Consider the following 17,668-nt stretch of genomic DNA (forward strand, 5'->3'; position numbering starts at 1 on the left):
CCATGCCGCCGCTGGCACGCCGGCTGGCACGCAGGCTCGCGCTGACCCTGTTCGTGCTGTGGGGGACGGCGACACTGGCCTTCATCGGCATGCGGCTCGTGCCCGGAGACCCCGCCCACGTCATCGCGGGCGGGGTCCAGGCGAACGCCACCCCCGAGGTGCTGGAGACGATCCGCGCCCGGTACGGCCTGCACGATCCCCTGCCCGTCCAGTACGCGATCTTCATCGGCAGGCTGGCCCGCGCCGACCTGGGCGAGTCCTACCAGCTCAACCAGCCGGTGAGCGCGGTGATCCTGGAACAGCTCGGCGCGACCGTCGCCCTGGCCACCGGCGCCGCGGTCCTCGGCTTCACCCTGGCGGTGACCCTGGCCCTGTTCACCGCGGGACGCCCCAGAGCCGGGGCCGTCTCCCGCGTCCTGGAGTTCTGCGCCGTCTCGACCCCCAACTTCTGGATCGGCATCCTGCTGCTCGGCGCCTTCTCCTTCACCCTCCACTGGTTCCCCGTACTCGGCGAGGACGGTCCCCGCGCGCTCGTGCTGCCGTGGATCACCCTCGCGCTGCCCATCGCGGGCGTGCTCGCGCAGATCACCAGGGAGGGCGTCGAACGCGCCCTCGGACAGCCCTTCGCCCTGACCGCCAGGTCAAGGGGCGCCACGGAGAACCGCATCCGGCTGCGGCACGCGCTGCGGCACGCCGCACTGCCCGTCCTCACCCTGTCGGGCTGGGCCCTCGGCGAACTCCTCGCCGGAGTCGTGGTCGTCGAGACGGTCTTCGCCCGCCAGGGACTCGGCCAGGTCATCGTCTCGGCGGTCAACGGCAGGGACTTCCCCGTGGTGACCGGCGTCGTCGTGCTCGCGGCCCTCATCTTCTCAGTGATCAACACCGGCCTCGACCTGCTCTACCGGGTGGTCGACCCCCGTGTACGGCAGGCCACCCCGTGACCGCCCCCACGCTCGTGCCGTACCGGGGAACGCGCCCGCGGCCAGGACTGTGGGCGGCCTGCGCGTTCCTCGCCCTCGTCTGCTGCGCCGCGTCGTTCCCCGCGCTGTTCGCCGGGGCACCCGACCAGGTGGACGCGACCGCCGCCCTGCGAGGCCCCGGCGCCGGGCACCCGTTCGGCACCGACCAGCTCGGCCGCGACGTGTTCGCCCGTGTCGTGTACGGCGCCCGCGCCTCGTTGTTCGTCGGCCTGGGCTCCACACTGCTCGCCGGAGCCGCAGGCTCGGCGTGGGGACTGCTGGCCGCGCTCGGCGGACGGGTCGCCGGTGAGGTGGCCATGCGCCTGGCCGACATCCTGCTGGCCTTCCCCGGCGTCCTCACGGCACTGCTCGTGGTCGCCGTCCTCGGCCCCGGCACCCGCAACGCCACCCTGGCCATCACCGTCGCCCTGGCCCCCGGCTTCGCCCGCGTCGTCAGGGTCCAGGCCCTCCTCGTGCGGAACTCCGCCTACGTCAGGGCCGCGACCAACCTGGGGCTGCGACCCCGCCGCGTTCTGCGCAGGCACATCGTGCCGAACACGCTGGCGCCGCTGCTGGTCCTGGCGACGCTGAACGTCGGCACCGCCGTCATCGCCGGAGCCTCCCTCAGCTTCCTGGGCCTCGGCCCACGGCCACCGGCCCCCGAATGGGGCTCCATGCTCGCCCAGGCCCGTAACTACCTCGACGTCTCCTGGACCCTCGCCCTCTTCCCCGGCGCCGCCATCACCCTGACCGTCATGTCCGCCACGGCCGTGGGGCGCGCCCTGCAGGCCCGCTACGAGAGGCGGGAGCCGTGACGCGGGAGGAACCGCTGGTCGTCGTGGACGGGCTCTCCGTCGACTTCACCACCCGGCACGGCGTCGTGCGCGCCGTACGGGACGTCGGCCTGACGCTGCGCGCGGGCGAGTGCCTGGCCGTGGTCGGCGAGTCGGGCTCCGGCAAGAGCGTCACCGCCCGCGCGCTGCTCGGCCTGGCCGGGCAGGGCGCCGACGTTCGCGCGCGCACCCTGTCCTTCGCGGGACACGACCTGCTCGGGCTGGGCGGACGGCAGTGGCGGCGGCTGCGCGGACGGCGGATCGGCTACGTCCTGCAGGACGCGCTGACCTCCCTCGACCCGCTGCGCAGGGTCGGCTACGAGGTCGCCGAACCCCTTGAGGTACACGGCCTGGCCACCCGTGACGACCTCGACGACCAGGTCATCGCGCTGCTGTCCGAGGTGGGCGTCCCCGACCCCGAGGTCCGCCTCCTGCAGTACCCCCACGAACTGTCCGGCGGCCTGCGGCAGCGCGCCCTGATCGCCTCCGCCGTCGCGGCCCGCCCCCGGCTGCTGATCGCCGACGAGCCGACGACCGCCCTCGACGTCACCGTCCAGGCCCAGGTCCTCGACGTGCTGGCCGCCAGGAGGGACGCCGGTACGGCACTGCTGCTGATCAGCCACGACCTGGCGGTCGTCGCCAGGCTCGCCGGCCACGTCGCCGTCCTCTACGCGGGAACGGTCGTCGAACAGGGGCCCGCAGTCGGCCTGCTCACGGCGCCCGCCCACCCCTACACGGCCGACCTGCTCGCCGCGGTGCCCTCCGTCGACGGCCCGGTGCCCGACCTGTCCGGGCTCCGCTCCGCACCCGCCGCCCAGGAGGGCTGCCCCTACGCGCCCCGCTGCCCGCTGGCCGACGACCGCTGCCGTGAACGGCCGCCCGAGGCGCTGCCGTACGGGACGGACCGGGTGGTGCGCTGCTGGTATCCGGGGGCCGTGCCCGCGACCGCGTCCAGGAAGCGCGCCGCAGGCCCCGCCGCGCCGACGCGGGCCGAGACGGTCCTCACCGTCCGGGGGGTCGTCAAACGCTTCCGTTCACCCGGCGGCTCCCACCGCACCGCGGTCGACGACGTGTCGTTCGACCTGGCCGCGGGGGAGGCGCTGGGAATCGTGGGGGAGTCGGGTTCGGGCAAGAGCACGACCGCCAGGATCGTCATGGCCGAGTTCGAACCCGACGCCGGATCGGTGCTGCTGCACGGCCGGCCCTGGAGCGGCCTGAAGGAACGGGACCGCCGCGCCCGGCGCTCCCGCATCCAGCTCGTCGACCAGGACCCGCTGAGCTCCTTCGACCCCCGCCACACCGTTGAGGAGATCGTCGCGGAGGCGCTGCCCCGCGCTCGGAAAGGCGTCGTACGTGAACGCGTCGCCGAGCTGCTCGGGCAGGTCGGGCTCGACCCCGCCGTCCTCCGCAGCCGGCCCGGCCGGCTGTCCGGCGGTCAGCGGCAGCGCGTGGCCATCGCGAGGGCGCTCGCCCCCGCCCCCGACGTGCTCGTCTGCGACGAGCCGGTCTCCGCGCTCGACGTCACCGTGCAGGCGCAGATCCTGACGCTGCTCACCCGGCTCAGACACGAGGCCGGGGTCTCACTGCTGTTCATCTCGCACGACCTGGGCGTCATCCGCCAGGTGTGCGACCGGGTGGCGGTCATGAAGGACGGCAAGGTGGTCGAAACCGGACAGGTTGAGGCCGTCTTCCGTGCTCCACAGGCCGCCTACACCCGGGCGTTGCTCGCCGCCGTGCCACGGATCGGCCCCGGCCCCGTACGGCACACCCGCGTTTCCCAGAACCCGGAACCGCGCGACCCGCGGCCGGGAGACCCGTCCCCGTCACGGACCTGAAAGGCCGACATGACCCCAACCACCCCTGAACCACGTCCTGAGGGCCTCTACCCGGGCTGGACCCCGGCGCCGCGATCCGTCGTCGTGACGGGCGCCGCCTCGGGCATCGGCCGGGCGACCGTGGAACTGTTCGCCGAACGGGGAGTCGGCGTCGTCGCCGTCGACCACGACGAGTGGAGCCTCAAGGAGATCGCCCGCCTCGACCGGGTCGTCCCCCTCGTCGGCGACGTGTCCACGGAGGCCGCCAACCGGAAGGCGGTCGCGCTGGCCGTCGAGGAGTTCGGCGGGCTCGACGCCGTCGTGCTCAACGCCGGGATCGGCGGTACCCGTCCCTTCGAGGCGCCCGGCGCGGTAGAGGCCGCCGAACGCATCCTCTCCGTCAACCTGCGCGGCCCCGTCCTGGGCATCCGGGCAGCGGCACCCGTGCTGCGCGAGGGAGGCGGCGGCTCCATCGTGGTGACCGCCTCCGTCGCCGGCCTGCGCGCAGACCCGGGCAACTGGGCCTACAACGCCTCGAAGGGCGCCGTCATCAACCTGGTACGGGCCGCCGCCATCGACTACGCCGTCCAGGGCATCCGGGTCAACGCCCTGGCCCCCGGCCTCACCTGGACCCGGATCAACGAGGGGGTACGGCAGAACCCGGCCTTCGCGGCGGAGATCGAGAGGCGCATCCCGCTGCAGCGCTTCGGAGAACCCCGCGAACAGGCCGAGGTCGTCTGGTTCCTGACCTCCCCGGCCGCCTCCTACGTCACCGGGACGACGCTGGTCGCCGACGGCGGCCTCGACGCGAGCCTGGGAGTCCTCCCGCTGCCCGGCGTCCGGTGACCCCGTTCCCCACACCTCAACGGAAAAGGAGTCAACGATGAGCACCACGGAGACCAACCGCGCGGTGGCGCGACGCTTCTACGAGGAGGTCGTGTCCAAGGGCCGCCTGGAGGTCCTCGACGAGATCGTCGCCGAGGACGGCACCGACGCCGCGGGACCCGCGCTGGGCGGCGGCGGGAGCGCCGGTTTCGTCCAGCACATCACCTGGCTGCGCCAGGCGGTCGAGGGCGTGACGGCCACGGTGACCGACACCGTCGCCGAGAACGACAGGGTCGTCGTCTACTGGACCATCGAAGGGGTGCAGCGCGGCGAGGTGTTCGGCGCCCCGCCGAGCGGACGCCGTTTCGTCGGCCAGAGCATCAGCACCATCAGGTTCCGTGACGGCCAGATCATCGAGTACGAGGTCCTGCCCGACCGTCTCGGCATCGTGCAGCAGCTCGTCTGAGCGCCCGCCCGCCGCCCGCTCCGGGAGTCCGGAGCGGGCGGCGGTGCCATGCGGCCGTCACACCAGCCCGTCGACCCACGACCTGATCGCCTGGGCGGTGGTGTCCGAACGCTCCTCAAGAGTGGTGAAGTGGTCGCCGGGGATGTCGGTCGACTCGTGCGCCACCGGCCAGTACGCCCGCCAGTCCAGCCGGCCCTCGGGATCGACCGTCGTGCCGCGCAACGGCTCCGTCGCCCGCAGCAGCAGGATCGGCGTCTGGACCGGCTTCGGCTGCCAGCCGACGAAGAGCCGGTTGTAGAGACCCATCGTGGTCAGCCTGTCGTCGTGCAACGTCATGTCGAACCGGTCGATCCGGTCGAGCATCCCGCCGATCATGCCGCCCAGCCACCACTCCATGCCCTCCTGGCCCGCCGCGTCGATCGGATAGCTGTCGATCAGCGCGAGCCCGGCGGGCCTCAGCCCCTGGTCCTCAAGCGCGACGGCGACCGCGTGCGCGACACAGCCCCCCATCGAACGGCCGACGATCACGAAGGGCTCGTCCTCGCCGACGCAGGCACGCAGACCCTCCACGTTCATCTGGACCAGTGTCTCCAGCGAGTCGGGCAGCGCCTCGGCCTCCCCGTCGGTGAATCCGGGAGACGGTACGACGTGGACGTTCCGCTCCCCTCTGAAGACCTGGCCGAACCGCGAGTACTCGTGCGGTCCGGAGATCGCGCTGAGCGCGGGGAAACACACCAGGGACACCCGCCCGGGGCCGGTGGCCAACCTGATCGGGGGCCGCGCGTACCGGTCGCGCTCGGCGGCGCCGAACTGGCCGCGCACGTGCGAGACCGCGAGCAGCAACTCGGCCGCCTGCAGGTGTTTGCCCGTCTCGTGCATCCGCCGGTGGATCGCGGCCAGCCCGCCGCCCGCCCCGCTCACCCCGGTACGGCCTGGCCGTACCTCCCGGGCCGTGTCCCCCAGCTCACGGTCGAGCAGGTCGGCGACGGCCTGGGGGGTGGGGTGGTCGAAGGTGAGGGTCGCCGGTAGGCGGAGTCCGGTGGCGGTGCTGAGGCGGTTGCGCAGTTCGACGGAGGTCAGCGAGTCGAGACCCAGCTCGATGAGCGCGCGGTCACCGGGAATGGTGCCCGGTGCCGGATGGTCGAGCACCGTGCCGACCTCGCCGCGGACCAGCTCCAGCAGGGCCTCGGCGCGCGCCTCACGGTCGAGCCCGGCCAGCCTGCCCGCCAGGGACGCCGCCCCGCCGCCCGCGCCCGCGCGGGTCCGCGCGGCCGGCCGGGCGGACCGGACGAGCCCGCGCAGCAGCGGAGCCGGTGTCCCCTCCACCGCCGGAGCCAGCAACGCGGGCACCACGACCGAGCCTCGCGTCCGCCCCGAGACGGCCGCGTCGAACAGCGCCAGTGCCTGCTCCGTCGGCAGTGACCGCAGCCCGGTGCGCGCGATGCGCGCCTGGTCCGCCGAACTCAACCGGGCGGTGATGTCGCTTTCCTGTTGCCAGAGTCCCCAGGCGAGGGAGGTGGTTGTGGGGTGGTTGGTGGCGAGGGCGTCGAGGTAGGTGTTGGCGGCGGTGTAGGCGGCTTGGGCGGCTCCGCCGAGGAGTCCGGAGATGGAGGAGAACAGGACGATGGTGGGGGGGTGGTTTCGGGTGAGGTCGTGCAGGAGGTGGGCGCCGTCGATTTTGGGGGTGAGGACGGGGTGGAGTCGTTGGGGGGTGAGGGTGGTCAGGGGGGTGTCGTCGGTTACGCCTGCGGTGTGGATGATGGCGGTGAGGGGGTGGTTGGGGGGGATGGTGTTGAGGAGTTGGGTGAGGGCGTGTCGGTCGGTGGTGTCGGTGGTGGTGATGGTGATGTGGGCGCCGAGGGTGGTGAGTTCGGTGTGGAGTTGGGTGGCGCCGGGGGTGTGGGGTCCGCGTCTGCTGGTGAGGATGAGGTGTCGGATGTTGTGGGTGGTGACGAGGTGGCGGGCGATGGTGGTGCCGAGGGTGCCGAGGCCGCCGGTGATCAACACCGTCCCCTCAGGGTCCAGCCCGAGCCCCTCGGAGACCTCGGGGACACGCAGAGGAACCAGCCGGGGAGCGAGGGCCACCCCCGCGCGCACCGCGAACTGCGGTTCCTCACCCGCCACCGCCGCGGCGACCGCCGACGGCAGCCCCTCCATCGACGACGCCGCGCCGTCCAGGTCCGCCAGCAGCACACGCCCCGGATGCTCCACCTGCGCCGAACGGGTCAGCCCCCAGACCGGGGCGGTGGACAGGTCGGAGGGCTCCTCGCCCGTGGTGACGGCGCCGCTGGTCAGGACCAGCAGCCGTCCGTCGTCCCACCGTTCGACCCACTCCCGCAGTACGGCCAGCACCCGTTCCGCGTTGTCGTGCGCCCCGGCCACCGGATCGTCCTGAGGAGAGACCGCGAGCACGACGAAGGCCGGGACGGGCTCCCCGGCGGAAACGGCGTCGGTCAGCGAGTCCAGGTCGGCGAAGAGTGAGGCGATCACCCCGGTCTCCCTGAGCCCGTCGTACAGCTGCCGATCCCCGAGTACGGCCCAGGCCTGACGTCCGGGAACCCCCGGAGCCAACTCGGACCACTCGACCCGGAACAGGCCGCTCTCCGTGGCGGGCCCCGCCTCCCTCAGCTGATCCGCCGAGACGAGCCGGGCGACGAGCGCGTCGATCGAGACGACGGGCGCCCCCGTGGCGTCGGCCGCGTACAGGGTCAACGACCCCGAATCAGACATCACCACCCGGACCCGTAACGTGGTCGCGCCGGAGGCGTGCAGCCGTACGCCGTTCCAGGCGAACGGCAACCGGTTGCCGCCCTCCGGCACGTCGGCCAGCCCCCGCAGCGCGGGCAGGTGCACCGCGGCGTCCAGCAACGCGGGATGCACCCCGAAGCCGGCCGCGTCCTGCGCGTACGGCTCCGGCAGGGCGACCTCGGCGAACAACTCCTCGCCGCGCTGCCAGGCGGCACGCAACCCCCGGAACGCCGGGCCGTACCGCAGCCCCGCCTCGTCGAGGACCGGATAGACCGTCCCCACCTCGACCGGCTCCGCGCCGACCGGCGGCCACACCGTCAGGTCGGCCGCCTCCTTCCGGGGGCCGCCCTCGGTCAGGGTCGCACTGGCGTGGTGGGTCCACTCGCCGGAGCCGTCACCGGGACGGGAGTAGATCTCCACGGCGCTCCCCTGGGAGCCGGTGACGACGACCTGCAGCTGTACGGCGTCGCGGGCGGTGAGGACCAGCGGCGTGTGCAGAACGAGTTCCTCGATCGTGTCGAGGCCGGTCACGTCGGCCGCGTGGACCGCCAGTTCGACGAAGGCGGTGCCCGGGACGATGACCGTGTCGAAGACCGCGTGGTCGGCCAGCCAGGGATGGGTGGCCAGGGACAGACGGCCGGTCAGAACGGTTCCCGCACCGTCCGCGAGCGGAACCGCCGCCCCGAGCAGCGGATGCTCCGCCGCGCCGAGCCCCAGCCCCGCCACGTCACGCGGCAGGTCCGCGGGAGGCTGCGCCCACAGCCGTTCCCGCTGGAAGGGGTAGGTGGGCAGGTCGACGGTCCTGGGCTGTCCGGTGAGGGTGGCGGTCCAGTCGATGTGGGTGCCGTTGGTGTGGAGGTGGGCGGCTGCGGTGAGGGCGGTGATGGGTTCGGGCCGGTTGCGGCGCAGGGTGGGCAGCGCCGGGACGGTGGGGGTGGTTTCGGTGGCGAAGGTGGTGAGGACGGGGTCGGGGCCGAGTTCGAGGAAGAGGTCGGTGGTGGGTGCGGCGGTGGTGAGGGCGTCGTGGAAGCGGACGGGGTGGCGTAGGTGGTTGGTCCAGTAGGTGGGGTCGGTGTGGGTGAGGGGTTCGCCGGTGTGGTCGGAGATGACGGGCAGGGTCGGGGGGTTGAAGGTCAGGGTGCTGATGGCGTCGCGGAACTCGTTGAGGATGGGGTCGAGGTGGTGGGAGTGGAAGGCGTGGCTGACGGTGAGGTGCTTGGTTTTGCGGCCGAGTTCGGTGAAGTGGTCGGTGAGTTCCTGGACGGCTTCCACGTCGCCGGTGATGACGGTTGAGGTGGGGGTGTTGAGGGCGGCGATACCCACCCCGGGGCCGAGTAGGGGGGTGATGTCTGTTTCGGGGGCGTTGATGGCGGCCATGGCGCCGGGAGGCAACGCGTCCATGAGGCGGGCGCGGGCGGCGACCAGGTGGACGGCGTCCTCCAGGGTGAGCACGCCGGCGAGGTGGGCGGCGGTGATGCCGCCGATGGAGTGGCCTGCCAGAGCGGTGGGGTGGATGTTCCAGGAGGCCAGGAGGTGGTGCAGGGCGGTGTGGAGGGTGAACAGGGCGGGTTGGGTGTAGAGGGTGTGGTTGAGCAGTTCTTCGTGGGCGGGGTCGAAGATGACGTCCTTCAACGCAACAGGGAGGTGGGGGTCGAACAGTGCGGTGACCTGGTCGAAGGCGTGAGCGAAGGCGGGGTAGGTGTCATACAGGGTGCGGCCCATGCCGGTGCGTTGGCTGCCCTGGCCGGTGAAGAGGAAGGTCACCCGGGGTGTGCCTTTGGCGGGGTGGGAGTCGGTGAGCGCCCGTAGCTTTCCGGCCAGTTCGGCGGGTGTGTCGCCGAGGACGACCGCGCGGTGTTCGAAGGTGGCGCGGGTGGTGGCCAGGGAGTGGGAGACGTCCTCGGGGCGCAGCTCGGGGTGGGTTTCCAGGTGGTCGGCCAGGCGGGACGCTTGGGCGGTCAGGGCCGCCGCCGAGCGGGCTGACAGGGGAAGCGCGACGGGGGCGGGGTTGGGCTGTTCGTCGCGGGGTTCCGACGGTGTTTCCGGGGCTTGCTCGATGATGACGTGGGCGTTGGTGCCGCTGATCCCGAACGACGAGACACCCACGCGGCGGGGCCGTCCGTTCCGGGGCAACGGAACGTTCTCGGTCAGCAGCCGGACCCCGCCCCCGGCCCAGTCGACGTGCTCGGACGGCTGGTCGGCGTGCAGCGTCCTGGGCAGGATCCCCTCCCGCAGGGCCTGCACGACCTTGATGACACCGGAGACTCCTGCGGCGGCCTGGGTGTGGCCGATGTTGGACTTCAGCGACCCCAGCCACAGGGGCCGGTCTTCGGGGCGGTCCTTGCCGTAGACCGCGATGAGCGCCTGCGCCTCGATCGGGTCGCCGAGGGTGGTTCCGGTGCCGTGGGCTTCGACGGCGTCGACGTCGGTTGAGGTCAACGCGGCGTCCCTGAGCGCCTGCCGGATCACCCGCTGCTGCGCGAGGCCGTTGGGGGCGGTGAGGCCGTTGGAGGCGCCGTCCTGGTTGATCGCGGTGCCCCGGATCACGGCCAGCACCCGGTGCCCGTTGCGCCGGGCGTCCGACAGCCGCTCGACCAGCAGGAGGCCGACGCCCTCCGCCCAGCCGGTGCCGTCCGCGGCGCCGGAGAAGGCCTTGCAGCGGCCGTCAGGGGCGAGCCCGCCCTGCCGGGAGAACTCGGTGAACATCCCGGGCGCCGACATGACGGTCACCCCGCCCGCCAGCGCCAGGTCCGACTCCCCGGAACGCAGCGAACGGACCGCCAGGTGCAGCGCGACCAGCGACGACGAGCAGGCGGTGTCCACGGTCACCGCGGGCCCCTCAAGGCCCAGGACGTAGGAGATCCGGCCGGAGGCGACGCTCGCGGTGGTGCCGGTCAGCGCGTACCCCTCGGCCCCCTCTCCGGTCTCGTGCAGGCGCGGACCGTAGTCCTGCGGCGTCAGCCCGACGAACACCCCGGTGCGGCTGCCCCGCAACGTCTCGGGCACGATGCCGGCGCGTTCGAGGGCCTCCCACGCCGTCTCAAGCAGCAGCCGCTGCTGCGGGTCCATCGCGGCGGCCTCCCTGGGGCCGATGCCGAAGAACTCGGCGTCGAACCGGTCGGCGTCGTGCAGGAAACCGCCCTCCCGGGTGGTCGAGGTGCCGGGCCGTACGCCTTCGGGGTCGTGGAGCGCGTCCACGTCCCAGCCCCGGTTGGCGGGGAAGGCACCGATCGCGTCGGTGCCGTCGAGCACCAGTTCCCAGAGGGCCTCGGGGGTGTCGGCGCCGCCCGGCCACCGTCCCGCCATCGAGACCAGCGCGATCGGCTCGTTCTCCTGGCCCCGCCGGTCGTCCTCGGCGGCGGGAACGTCCGCCGTACGGCCCTCGGCCGTCGCCTCCAGATGCCTGGCCAGGGCGAGCGGGGTCGGGTGGTCGTAGGTGACGGTCGTGGGGATCGTCAGGCCGGTCGCCGAGGACAGGCTGTCGCGCAGCTCGACGGCGCCGAGCGAGTCGAGCCCCAGATCCCTGAAGGTACGGCCCGCCTCGACGGCCCCCGGGTCCTCGTGGCCGAGGACTTCCGCGGTGGCCGAGACGACCAGGCCGAGCAGCTCCCGGGCCTGCCCGGACGGCCTGGCGACAGGATCCGGGACAGGTGGCCCGCCGAGCGGCGGCGGTACGGGCTCGGTGGCGGCGATCCAGTGGCGGTCACGCTGGAAGGCGTAGAGGGGCAGGGGAACGCGGCGCGCACCGGGACGCAGCGCGGCCGTCCAGTCGACGGGGGCGCCGTGCGTGTACAGGTGGGCGAGCGCCAGCAGGAACCGGTCCAGGCCGCCGTCGCCACGCCGCAGCGTCCCCGTCACCACCCCGTCGGAGGAGCCGGGCGCGGCGCTCTCCAGGATTCGCTCAATCCCGGTGGACAGGATCGGGTGCGGGCTGACCTCGACGAACACCGTGTGGCCGTCGGCCAGGGCGCCACGTACGGCCCGGTCGAACTCGACCGTCTGCCTGAGGTTGCGGTACCAGTAGTCGGCGTCGAGCGTGGCGGTGTCGAGCGGACCTCCGGTGACGCTGGAGTAGAACGCGACGCCGGTGCCGCGCGCGCCGTACCGGGGGAGGAATTCCAGCAGCCGGTCCCGCACCGCCTCGGCGTGCGCGGAGTGCGAGGCGTAGTCGATCCGCACCCGCCGTACGGGGACGTCCTCGGCCTCGTAGTGGGCGACGAGTTCGTCGAGCGCGTCGGCGTCACCGGAGACCACGGTCGTGTCGGGGCCGTTGACGGCGCCGATGTTCAGCCGTCCCTCCCAGCGGGCGAGCGTGGCGCGGACCCGCTCGACGGGCAGCGGGAGCGAGGCCATCCCGCCCCGCCCGGAGATGGCGGCGAGCGCCTGGCTGCGCAGCACCACGATCGCGGCGGCGTCGTCCAGGGACAGCGCCCCGGTCACGGCGGCGGCGGCGAGTTCCCCCTGCGAGTGGCCGATCACGGCGTCGGGGCGGACGCCGAACGACTCCCACAGCCGGGCCAGCGCGACCATGACCGCGAACAACGCGGGCTGGACGACGTCCACCCGCTCCAGGGAGGGCGCTCCCGGCTTCTGCCACAGCACGTCGGTCAGGGACCAGTCCACGTGCCGTTCGAGGGCCTCGGCGACGGTCCGCAGGTGTCCGGCGAACACCGGGGAGGACTCGGCCAGCCGCCTGCCCATGCCCGCCCACTGCCCGCCCTGGCCGGGGAAGACGAACACGGTTCCGCCGAGTTCACGGGCCGTGCCCCGCACGGAGCCCCTGACCGGCTCGCCCGCGCCGAACGCCCTGAGCCGCTCGCGCAGCTCCCCGCCCTCGGCCCCCACGAACACCGCCCGGTGGCCGAACGCCGTCCGGGTGGTGGCCAGTGAGAACGCGACGTCCGGCACGTCCCCGTCGAGCGCGGGGGAGGCGGCCAGCCTCGCGGCCTGCGCGCGCAGCGCGGCGGGCGTCCCGGCGGACAGGACCAGCGGTACGGCGACGGCCTCCGCGGCCGGTTCCGTGGTGACCTCCTCCCGGGTGCCGGAGGGCGCCTCGCCCAGGACGACGTGGCAGTTCACGCCGCCGACCCCGAAGGAGCTGACCCCGGCCACAAGCGGGGCGTCGGGGCGGGGCCAGGGCCGTGCCGTACCGGAGGCGACCCGCAGGTTCAGCGCCTCGAAGTCGATCAGCGGGCTGGGGGTCTCGAAGTTGAGGCTGGGCGGCACCTCCCGGTTGCGGATGCTCAGCACGGCCTTCAGCAGCCCGGCGATGCCCGCGGCCCCCTCCAGGTGGCCGATGTTCGTCTTGACCGAGCCGACGAGCAGCGGCTGCCCGGCGGGGCGGCCGGCGCCGAGGGCCGCCCCGAGCGCGGCGGCCTCTACGGGGTCGCCGACCCTGGTTCCGGTGCCGTGCAGCTCGACCACCTGTACGGCGGAGCCCTCGATCCCGGCCCTGCCCAGCGCCAGGCGTACGACCTCCTCCTGGGCCGTGGCGTCGGGCACGGTCAGGGCGCTGGTCGCGCCGTCGTTGTTGACCGCGCTGCCCAGGATGACGGCGTGCACCTCGTCCCCGTCCGCCAGCGCCTGGTCGAGCGGCTTGAGCACGACCAGGCCGCCGCCCTCCCCGCGCGCGTAGCCGTTGGCGCGCGCGTCGAAGGTGAAGCAGCGTCCGTCGGGGGACAGGCCGCCGAACCGGTCGGCGGTCACCGTGCTCTCCGGCACGAGGTTGAGGTTGACGCCACCCGCCAGCGCGACGGCCGACTCCCCCGAACGCAGGCTCTCGCAGGCCAGGTGCACCGCGACCAGCGCCGACGACTGGGCCGTGTCGACCGTCAGGCTCGGGCCGCGCAACCCGAGGAAGTAGGACACGCGGTTGGCGAGGATTCCCCTGGTCAGCCCGGCGAGGGTGTGCCGGGTCACCGCGTTCGCACCGTTCCGGTAAACCAGCGTCGCGTAGTCGGAGGCCATCGCGCCGAGGAACACCCCCGAGGCCGTCCCCGCCAGCGTGGCGGGCGGCAGCCCGGCGTCCTCCAGCGCCTCCCAGGCCAGTTCGAGGACGAGCCGCTGCTGGGGGTCCATGGCCGTGGCCTCACGGGGGGAGACGCCGAAGAACCCGGCGTCGAACAGGTCGACGTGGTCGAGGAAGCCACCCCGCAGCCCCGCGATCCCGGGGTCGGCCCGCAGCCGGCCCTCGGACGGCTCACCGGTCGCGTCGTGTCCCGACCGCAGCAGCTCCCACAGGTCCGCCGGGTTCGGCGCGCCGGGCAGTCTGCAGGCGAGCCCGATGACCGCGATCGCCTCCCCGCCGTTCCGCTCCCGCCGCGTGCTCTTCTCCGGCTTATTTCCTGCCATTGTGAAAACCCGCCTCTTGTCGTGCCTTCTTCGATCCGTTCGCGCTCCGGATATCGACTTCCGGGAGTTGTGGCGCGGGTGGTGGCCGCCCAGCGGACGTCGCAATTAAAAGGCGCGTCGGCAAGAATTCGGTGAGATCGCACAGCCGTGGGGGAAAGGATTCTCCCCGTTCGGTCTCTTCCGGCGGGCGGCGGTGTTACGTGGGCGGAACCCGGTGGGACTCAGCGACAGGCCCGGTCGGCCCGCCGTACGTCCCGGCACGGATGGTCGGTCGCGGTTATTTCCCTGTTCACGCTACGAAGGTCGCACGCATTTCCCTACAAAGTCAAGCGGGATTGAGGGTTTTTTGGGCCTCTGACCTGCCATAAGGCTTCCTTTGTCGTTACTCATTAAGAATCGTGATTGGACGTTCCCGTGATGCCGCGCCTAGCGTGCCAATAAGCATCGGCGGTTAAAAGAGAAGACACGGGAGCGCTTCATGACGGTTGTCGCGGCGGCACCGGGGGAGATCGGCCGCGATTCCAGGCACCCGGGGGACAGGCTCGCCCGGCTGCTCGACCCGGGATCGGTCACCCCGCTGCACCCGGAGGACCGCAGCGGCGTCCTCGCGGTCAAGGGGCTGGCCGGCGGGCATCCGGTGGTCGCGTTCTGCACGGACGCCACGGTCATGGGAGGGGCCCTGGGCATCGCCGGGGCACGGCACATCGTGGCGGCGGTCGACGAGGCCGTACGGCTACGCGTCCCGGTCATCGGCCTGTGGCACTGCGGGGGAGCGAGACTGGGCGACGGGGTCGAGTCGCTGCACGGCGCGGGGCTGGTCTTCGCCGCCAACACCCGCGCCTCGGGGCTGGTGCCGCAGATCTCCGTGGTCCTCGGCCCGGCGGCGGGGGCGGCGGCCTACGGGCCCGCGCTCACCGACGTGATCGTCATGTCCGAGCAGGGCCGGGTCTTCGTGACCGGCCCCGACGTGGTCCGCAGCGTGACCGGTGAGGACATCGACATGGAGCGGCTCGGCGGCGCCGACGCCCACGGCCGCCGCTCGGGGGTGGTGCACGTGGTCGCCGCAGGGGAGGAGGACGCCCTCCTGCGCGCCCGGCGGATCGCGCTCGCCCTCGGTGCCCAGGGAGACTACGACCTCGACGACCTCGACGAGGGCCGCGACCCCGCGGCGCTGCTGCCCTCCTCTCCCCGGCAGGCCTACGACGTCCGGCCGCTGGTGCGCGTCCTGCTGGACGAGGGTGAGCGGTTCGAGGAGTTCCAGCCCCGCTGGGCGCCGAACGTCGTCGTCGGGCTCGGCCGTCTCGCCGGGCGCTCCGTCGGTGTGGTGGCCAACAACCCGCTGCGCAAGGGCGGCTGCCTGGACGCCCTCTCCGCGGAGAAGGCCGCCAGGTTCGTGAGGATGTGCGACGCCCTGGGGGTTCCGCTGGTCGTGCTGGCCGACGTCCCCGGTTACCTGCCGGGCGTTGCCCAGGAGTGGGACGGGGTGGTCAGGCGCGGGGCCAAGCTTCTGCACGCCTTCGCCGAGGCCCGGGTCCCCCGGGTGACGGTCGTCCTGCGCAAGTCGTACGGCGGCGCCTACATCGCGATGAACTCCCGCGCGCTCGGCGCGACCCGGGTCTTCGCCTGGCCGGACGCCGAGGTCGCGGTCATGGGCGCGGAGGCCGCCGTCGGGGTCCTGCACCGCAGGCGGCTGGCGGCGACGCCGCAGGAGGAACGCGCGGAGCTGCGGGCCAGGCTCGTCGAGGAGCACGAGCGGGACGCGGGCGGTGTGCGCAGGGCGATCGACCTCGGCGTGGTGGACGAGGTGATCGACCCGCGCACGACCCGCCGCCGCGTCGCCGAGGCGCTGGCCGGGGCTCCGGGGGAGCGCGGCCACCACGGCAACATCCCGCTGTGAGGGCCTCCCGTCACAGGCGCAGGGCCGCCAGCCGCTCCTCGAACGGCACCGCCTCCCCGGCGCCGGTCGTCGCCTGCCCGTGCCGCATCAGGCCCGCCAGTTCCCCGGCCGCCCTCGTGACGCGGGTGGCCAGATCCTCCCCCTGCGAGCCCGCGCTCGTGCCCCAGTCCTCCGAGGCCGCGTAGACGGCCGTCGGCGCGACGACCGCGCGCAGGTAGGCGAACATCGGGCGCAGGGCGTGCTCAAGGGCCAGGGAGTGCCGTGCCGTACCTCCGGTCGCCCCGACGAGCACCGGCTTGCCCGCGAGCGCGGTGTGGTCGATCACGTCGAAGAAGGACTTGAAGAGCCCGCTGTAGGAGGCCGTGAAGATCGGCGTCACGGCGATGACGCCGTCCGCCCCGGTCACGGCCTCGATCGCCTCGTCCAGCGCGGGGGACGGGAAGCCGGTGACCATGTTGTTGGCGATGTCCCTCGCCAGGTCGCGCAGCTCGATCACGCGCACCTCGACCTGGCGCTCCGGTTCGAGGTGCTTCCTGGTCGCCTCGGTCAGCCGGTCGGCCAGCAGGCGCGTCGAGGACGGCTTGCCGAGACCCGCCGAGACGGCGACGAGCTTCAGGGCTGTCAACGTTCTCTCCTTCTCGTGTTCCGTACGGCTTCTATCGGGCCTCGGCGGTGTCGCGCTCCCGCTCCGCGGCGACGAGGACGGCGTGGGTCGGGCCGTCGGGCACCCCTTCGGGCCGTCCGGCGGCGAACTCCCTGCGCAGCACGGGCACGACCTCCTCGCCCAGGATGTCGAGCTGCTCCAGCACGGTCTTCAGCGGCAGGCCCGCGTGGTCCATCAGGAACAGCTGGCGCTGGTAGTCGCCGAAGCTCTCCCTGAAGGTCAGGGTCCTGTCGATGACCTCCTGCGGGCTGCCGACCGTGAGCGGGGTCTGCTCGGTGAACTCCTCAAGTGAGGGGCCGTGGCCGTACACGGGCGCGTTGTCGAAGTAGGGCCGGAACTCGCGCACCGCGTCCTGGGAGTTGCGGCGCATGAACACCTGGCCGCCGAGCCCGACGATCGCCTGCTCCGGGGTGCCGTGCCCGTAGTGGGCGAAGCGCTCCCGGTACAGCTCGACCAGGCGCTGGAAGTGCTCCTTGGGCCAGAAGATGTTGTTGGCGAAGAAGCCGTCGCCGTAGTAGGCGGCCTGCTCGGCGATCTCGGGGCTGCGGATCGAGCCGTGCCAGACGAACGGCGGCACGCCGTCCAGCGGCCTGGGCGTCGCGGTGAAGGACTGCAGCGGGGTGCGGAAGCGGCCCTGCCAGTCCACGACGTCCTCGTGCCACAGCTGGTGCAGCAGCGCGTAGTTCTCGATGGCCAGCGGGATGCCCTGGCGGATGTCCTTGCCGAACCACGGGTAGACCGGGCCGGTGTTGCCCCGGCCGAGCATCAGGTCGACCCGCCCGTCCGCCAGGTGCTGCAGCGTCGCGAAGTCCTCGGCGATCTTGACCGGGTCGTTCGTGGTGATCAGCGTCGTGGCCGTGGAGAGGATGAGCCTGTCGGTCCTGGCGGCGATGTAACCGAGCAGGGTCGTCGGCGACGACGGCACGAAGGGCGGGTTGTGGTGCTCTCCGGTCGCGAAGACGTCCAGCCCGACCTCCTCGGCCTTGAGCGCGATGGCGACCGTGGCCTTGATCCGCTCGTGCTCGGTGGGCGTCCTGCCCGTGGTCGGGTCGGTCGTGACGTCCCCGACGGTGAAGATTCCGAACTGCATGATCCTCGCCGCCCTCCCTCT

Annotated in this window: 9 protein-coding genes; 6 read left to right on the forward strand and 3 right to left on the reverse strand. The window is 72.9% G+C overall.

The genetic code is table 11. The features are described 5' to 3' along the window. Positions 1-2 precede the first annotated feature (2 nt). Genes ABZ463_RS01605 through ABZ463_RS01625 form a run of 5 tightly spaced genes read left to right on the forward strand, consistent with a single transcriptional unit; the run spans position 3 to position 4,897 of the window. Positions 3-941: an ABC transporter permease gene (locus tag ABZ463_RS01605; RefSeq protein WP_362771917.1), complete on the forward strand. Its 939-nt coding sequence runs from the start codon at positions 3-5 to the stop codon at positions 939-941. Next, the gene (locus tag ABZ463_RS01610) at positions 938-1,774 is read left to right on the forward strand and encodes an ABC transporter permease (RefSeq protein WP_362771919.1); all 837 of its coding nucleotides are present in this window, start codon (positions 938-940) and stop codon (positions 1,772-1,774) included. Before ABZ463_RS01605 ends, ABZ463_RS01610 begins: the two co-directional genes overlap by 4 nt. Then, entirely contained in the window at positions 1,771-3,627 is a 1,857-nt protein-coding gene (locus ABZ463_RS01615; RefSeq protein ID WP_362771921.1) for an ABC transporter ATP-binding protein, read from the forward strand. Before ABZ463_RS01610 ends, ABZ463_RS01615 begins: the two co-directional genes overlap by 4 nt. 9 nt (positions 3,628-3,636) lie before the next feature. After that, positions 3,637-4,452: an SDR family oxidoreductase gene (locus tag ABZ463_RS01620; RefSeq protein ID WP_352009431.1), complete on the forward strand. Its 816-nt coding sequence runs from the start codon at positions 3,637-3,639 to the stop codon at positions 4,450-4,452. Positions 4,453-4,489: 37 nt separating this feature from the next. After that, complete coding sequence (locus ABZ463_RS01625) at positions 4,490-4,897, forward strand: ester cyclase (RefSeq protein ID WP_362771924.1); 408 nt, start codon at positions 4,490-4,492, stop codon at positions 4,895-4,897. A 57-nt stretch (positions 4,898-4,954) separates the two neighbouring features. On the opposite strand, the gene ABZ463_RS01630 is transcribed toward ABZ463_RS01625, so the two are convergent. Beyond that, a complete protein-coding gene (locus ABZ463_RS01630; RefSeq protein WP_362771926.1) occupies positions 4,955-13,996 on the reverse strand; it encodes an SDR family NAD(P)-dependent oxidoreductase in 9,042 nt (3,013 codons plus the stop codon). A 478-nt stretch (positions 13,997-14,474) separates the two neighbouring features. Between ABZ463_RS01630 and ABZ463_RS01635 the strand changes: the two genes are divergently transcribed. After that, positions 14,475-15,893 carry a carboxyl transferase domain-containing protein gene (locus ABZ463_RS01635; RefSeq protein ID WP_362771928.1) on the forward strand — a complete coding sequence of 473 codons (1,419 nt, stop codon included), beginning with the start codon at positions 14,475-14,477 and terminating at the stop codon, positions 15,891-15,893. A gap of 10 nt (positions 15,894-15,903) precedes the next feature. Here the strand turns inward: ABZ463_RS01635 and ABZ463_RS01640 are convergent, their stop codons facing one another. Together ABZ463_RS01640 and ABZ463_RS01645 are read right to left on the reverse strand one after the other, a co-directional pair. Continuing rightward, positions 15,904-16,518, reverse strand: a complete 615-nt coding sequence (locus tag ABZ463_RS01640; protein WP_352015786.1) for an FMN reductase — start codon at positions 16,516-16,518, stop codon at positions 15,904-15,906. A gap of 31 nt (positions 16,519-16,549) precedes the next feature. After that, on the reverse strand, positions 16,550-17,647 hold the full coding sequence (locus ABZ463_RS01645) for an LLM class flavin-dependent oxidoreductase (protein WP_362771930.1): 1,098 nt from the start codon (positions 17,645-17,647) through the stop codon (positions 16,550-16,552). Positions 17,648-17,668: the final 21 nt, after the last annotated feature.

It is taken from the genome of Streptosporangium sp. NPDC020145 (assembly GCF_040631275.1).
Taxonomy (GTDB): domain Bacteria; phylum Actinomycetota; class Actinomycetes; order Streptosporangiales; family Streptosporangiaceae; genus Streptosporangium.

Excerpts from the sequence above, each read along its gene's own strand:
- ABZ463_RS01605 (WP_362771917.1), top strand. The coding sequence starts at position 3 with ATGCCGCCGCTGGCACGCCGGCTGGCACGCAGGCTCGCGCTGACCCTG.
- ABZ463_RS01620 (WP_352009431.1), top strand. The coding sequence starts at position 3,637 with ATGACCCCAACCACCCCTGAACCACGTCCTGAGGGCCTCTACCCGGGC.
- ABZ463_RS01625 (WP_362771924.1), top strand. The coding sequence starts at position 4,490 with ATGAGCACCACGGAGACCAACCGCGCGGTGGCGCGACGCTTCTACGAG.
- ABZ463_RS01630 (WP_362771926.1), bottom strand. The coding sequence starts at position 13,996 with ATGGCAGGAAATAAGCCGGAGAAGAGCACGCGGCGGGAGCGGAACGGC.
- ABZ463_RS01635 (WP_362771928.1), top strand. The coding sequence starts at position 14,475 with ATGACGGTTGTCGCGGCGGCACCGGGGGAGATCGGCCGCGATTCCAGG.
- ABZ463_RS01645 (WP_362771930.1), bottom strand. The coding sequence starts at position 17,647 with ATGCAGTTCGGAATCTTCACCGTCGGGGACGTCACGACCGACCCGACC.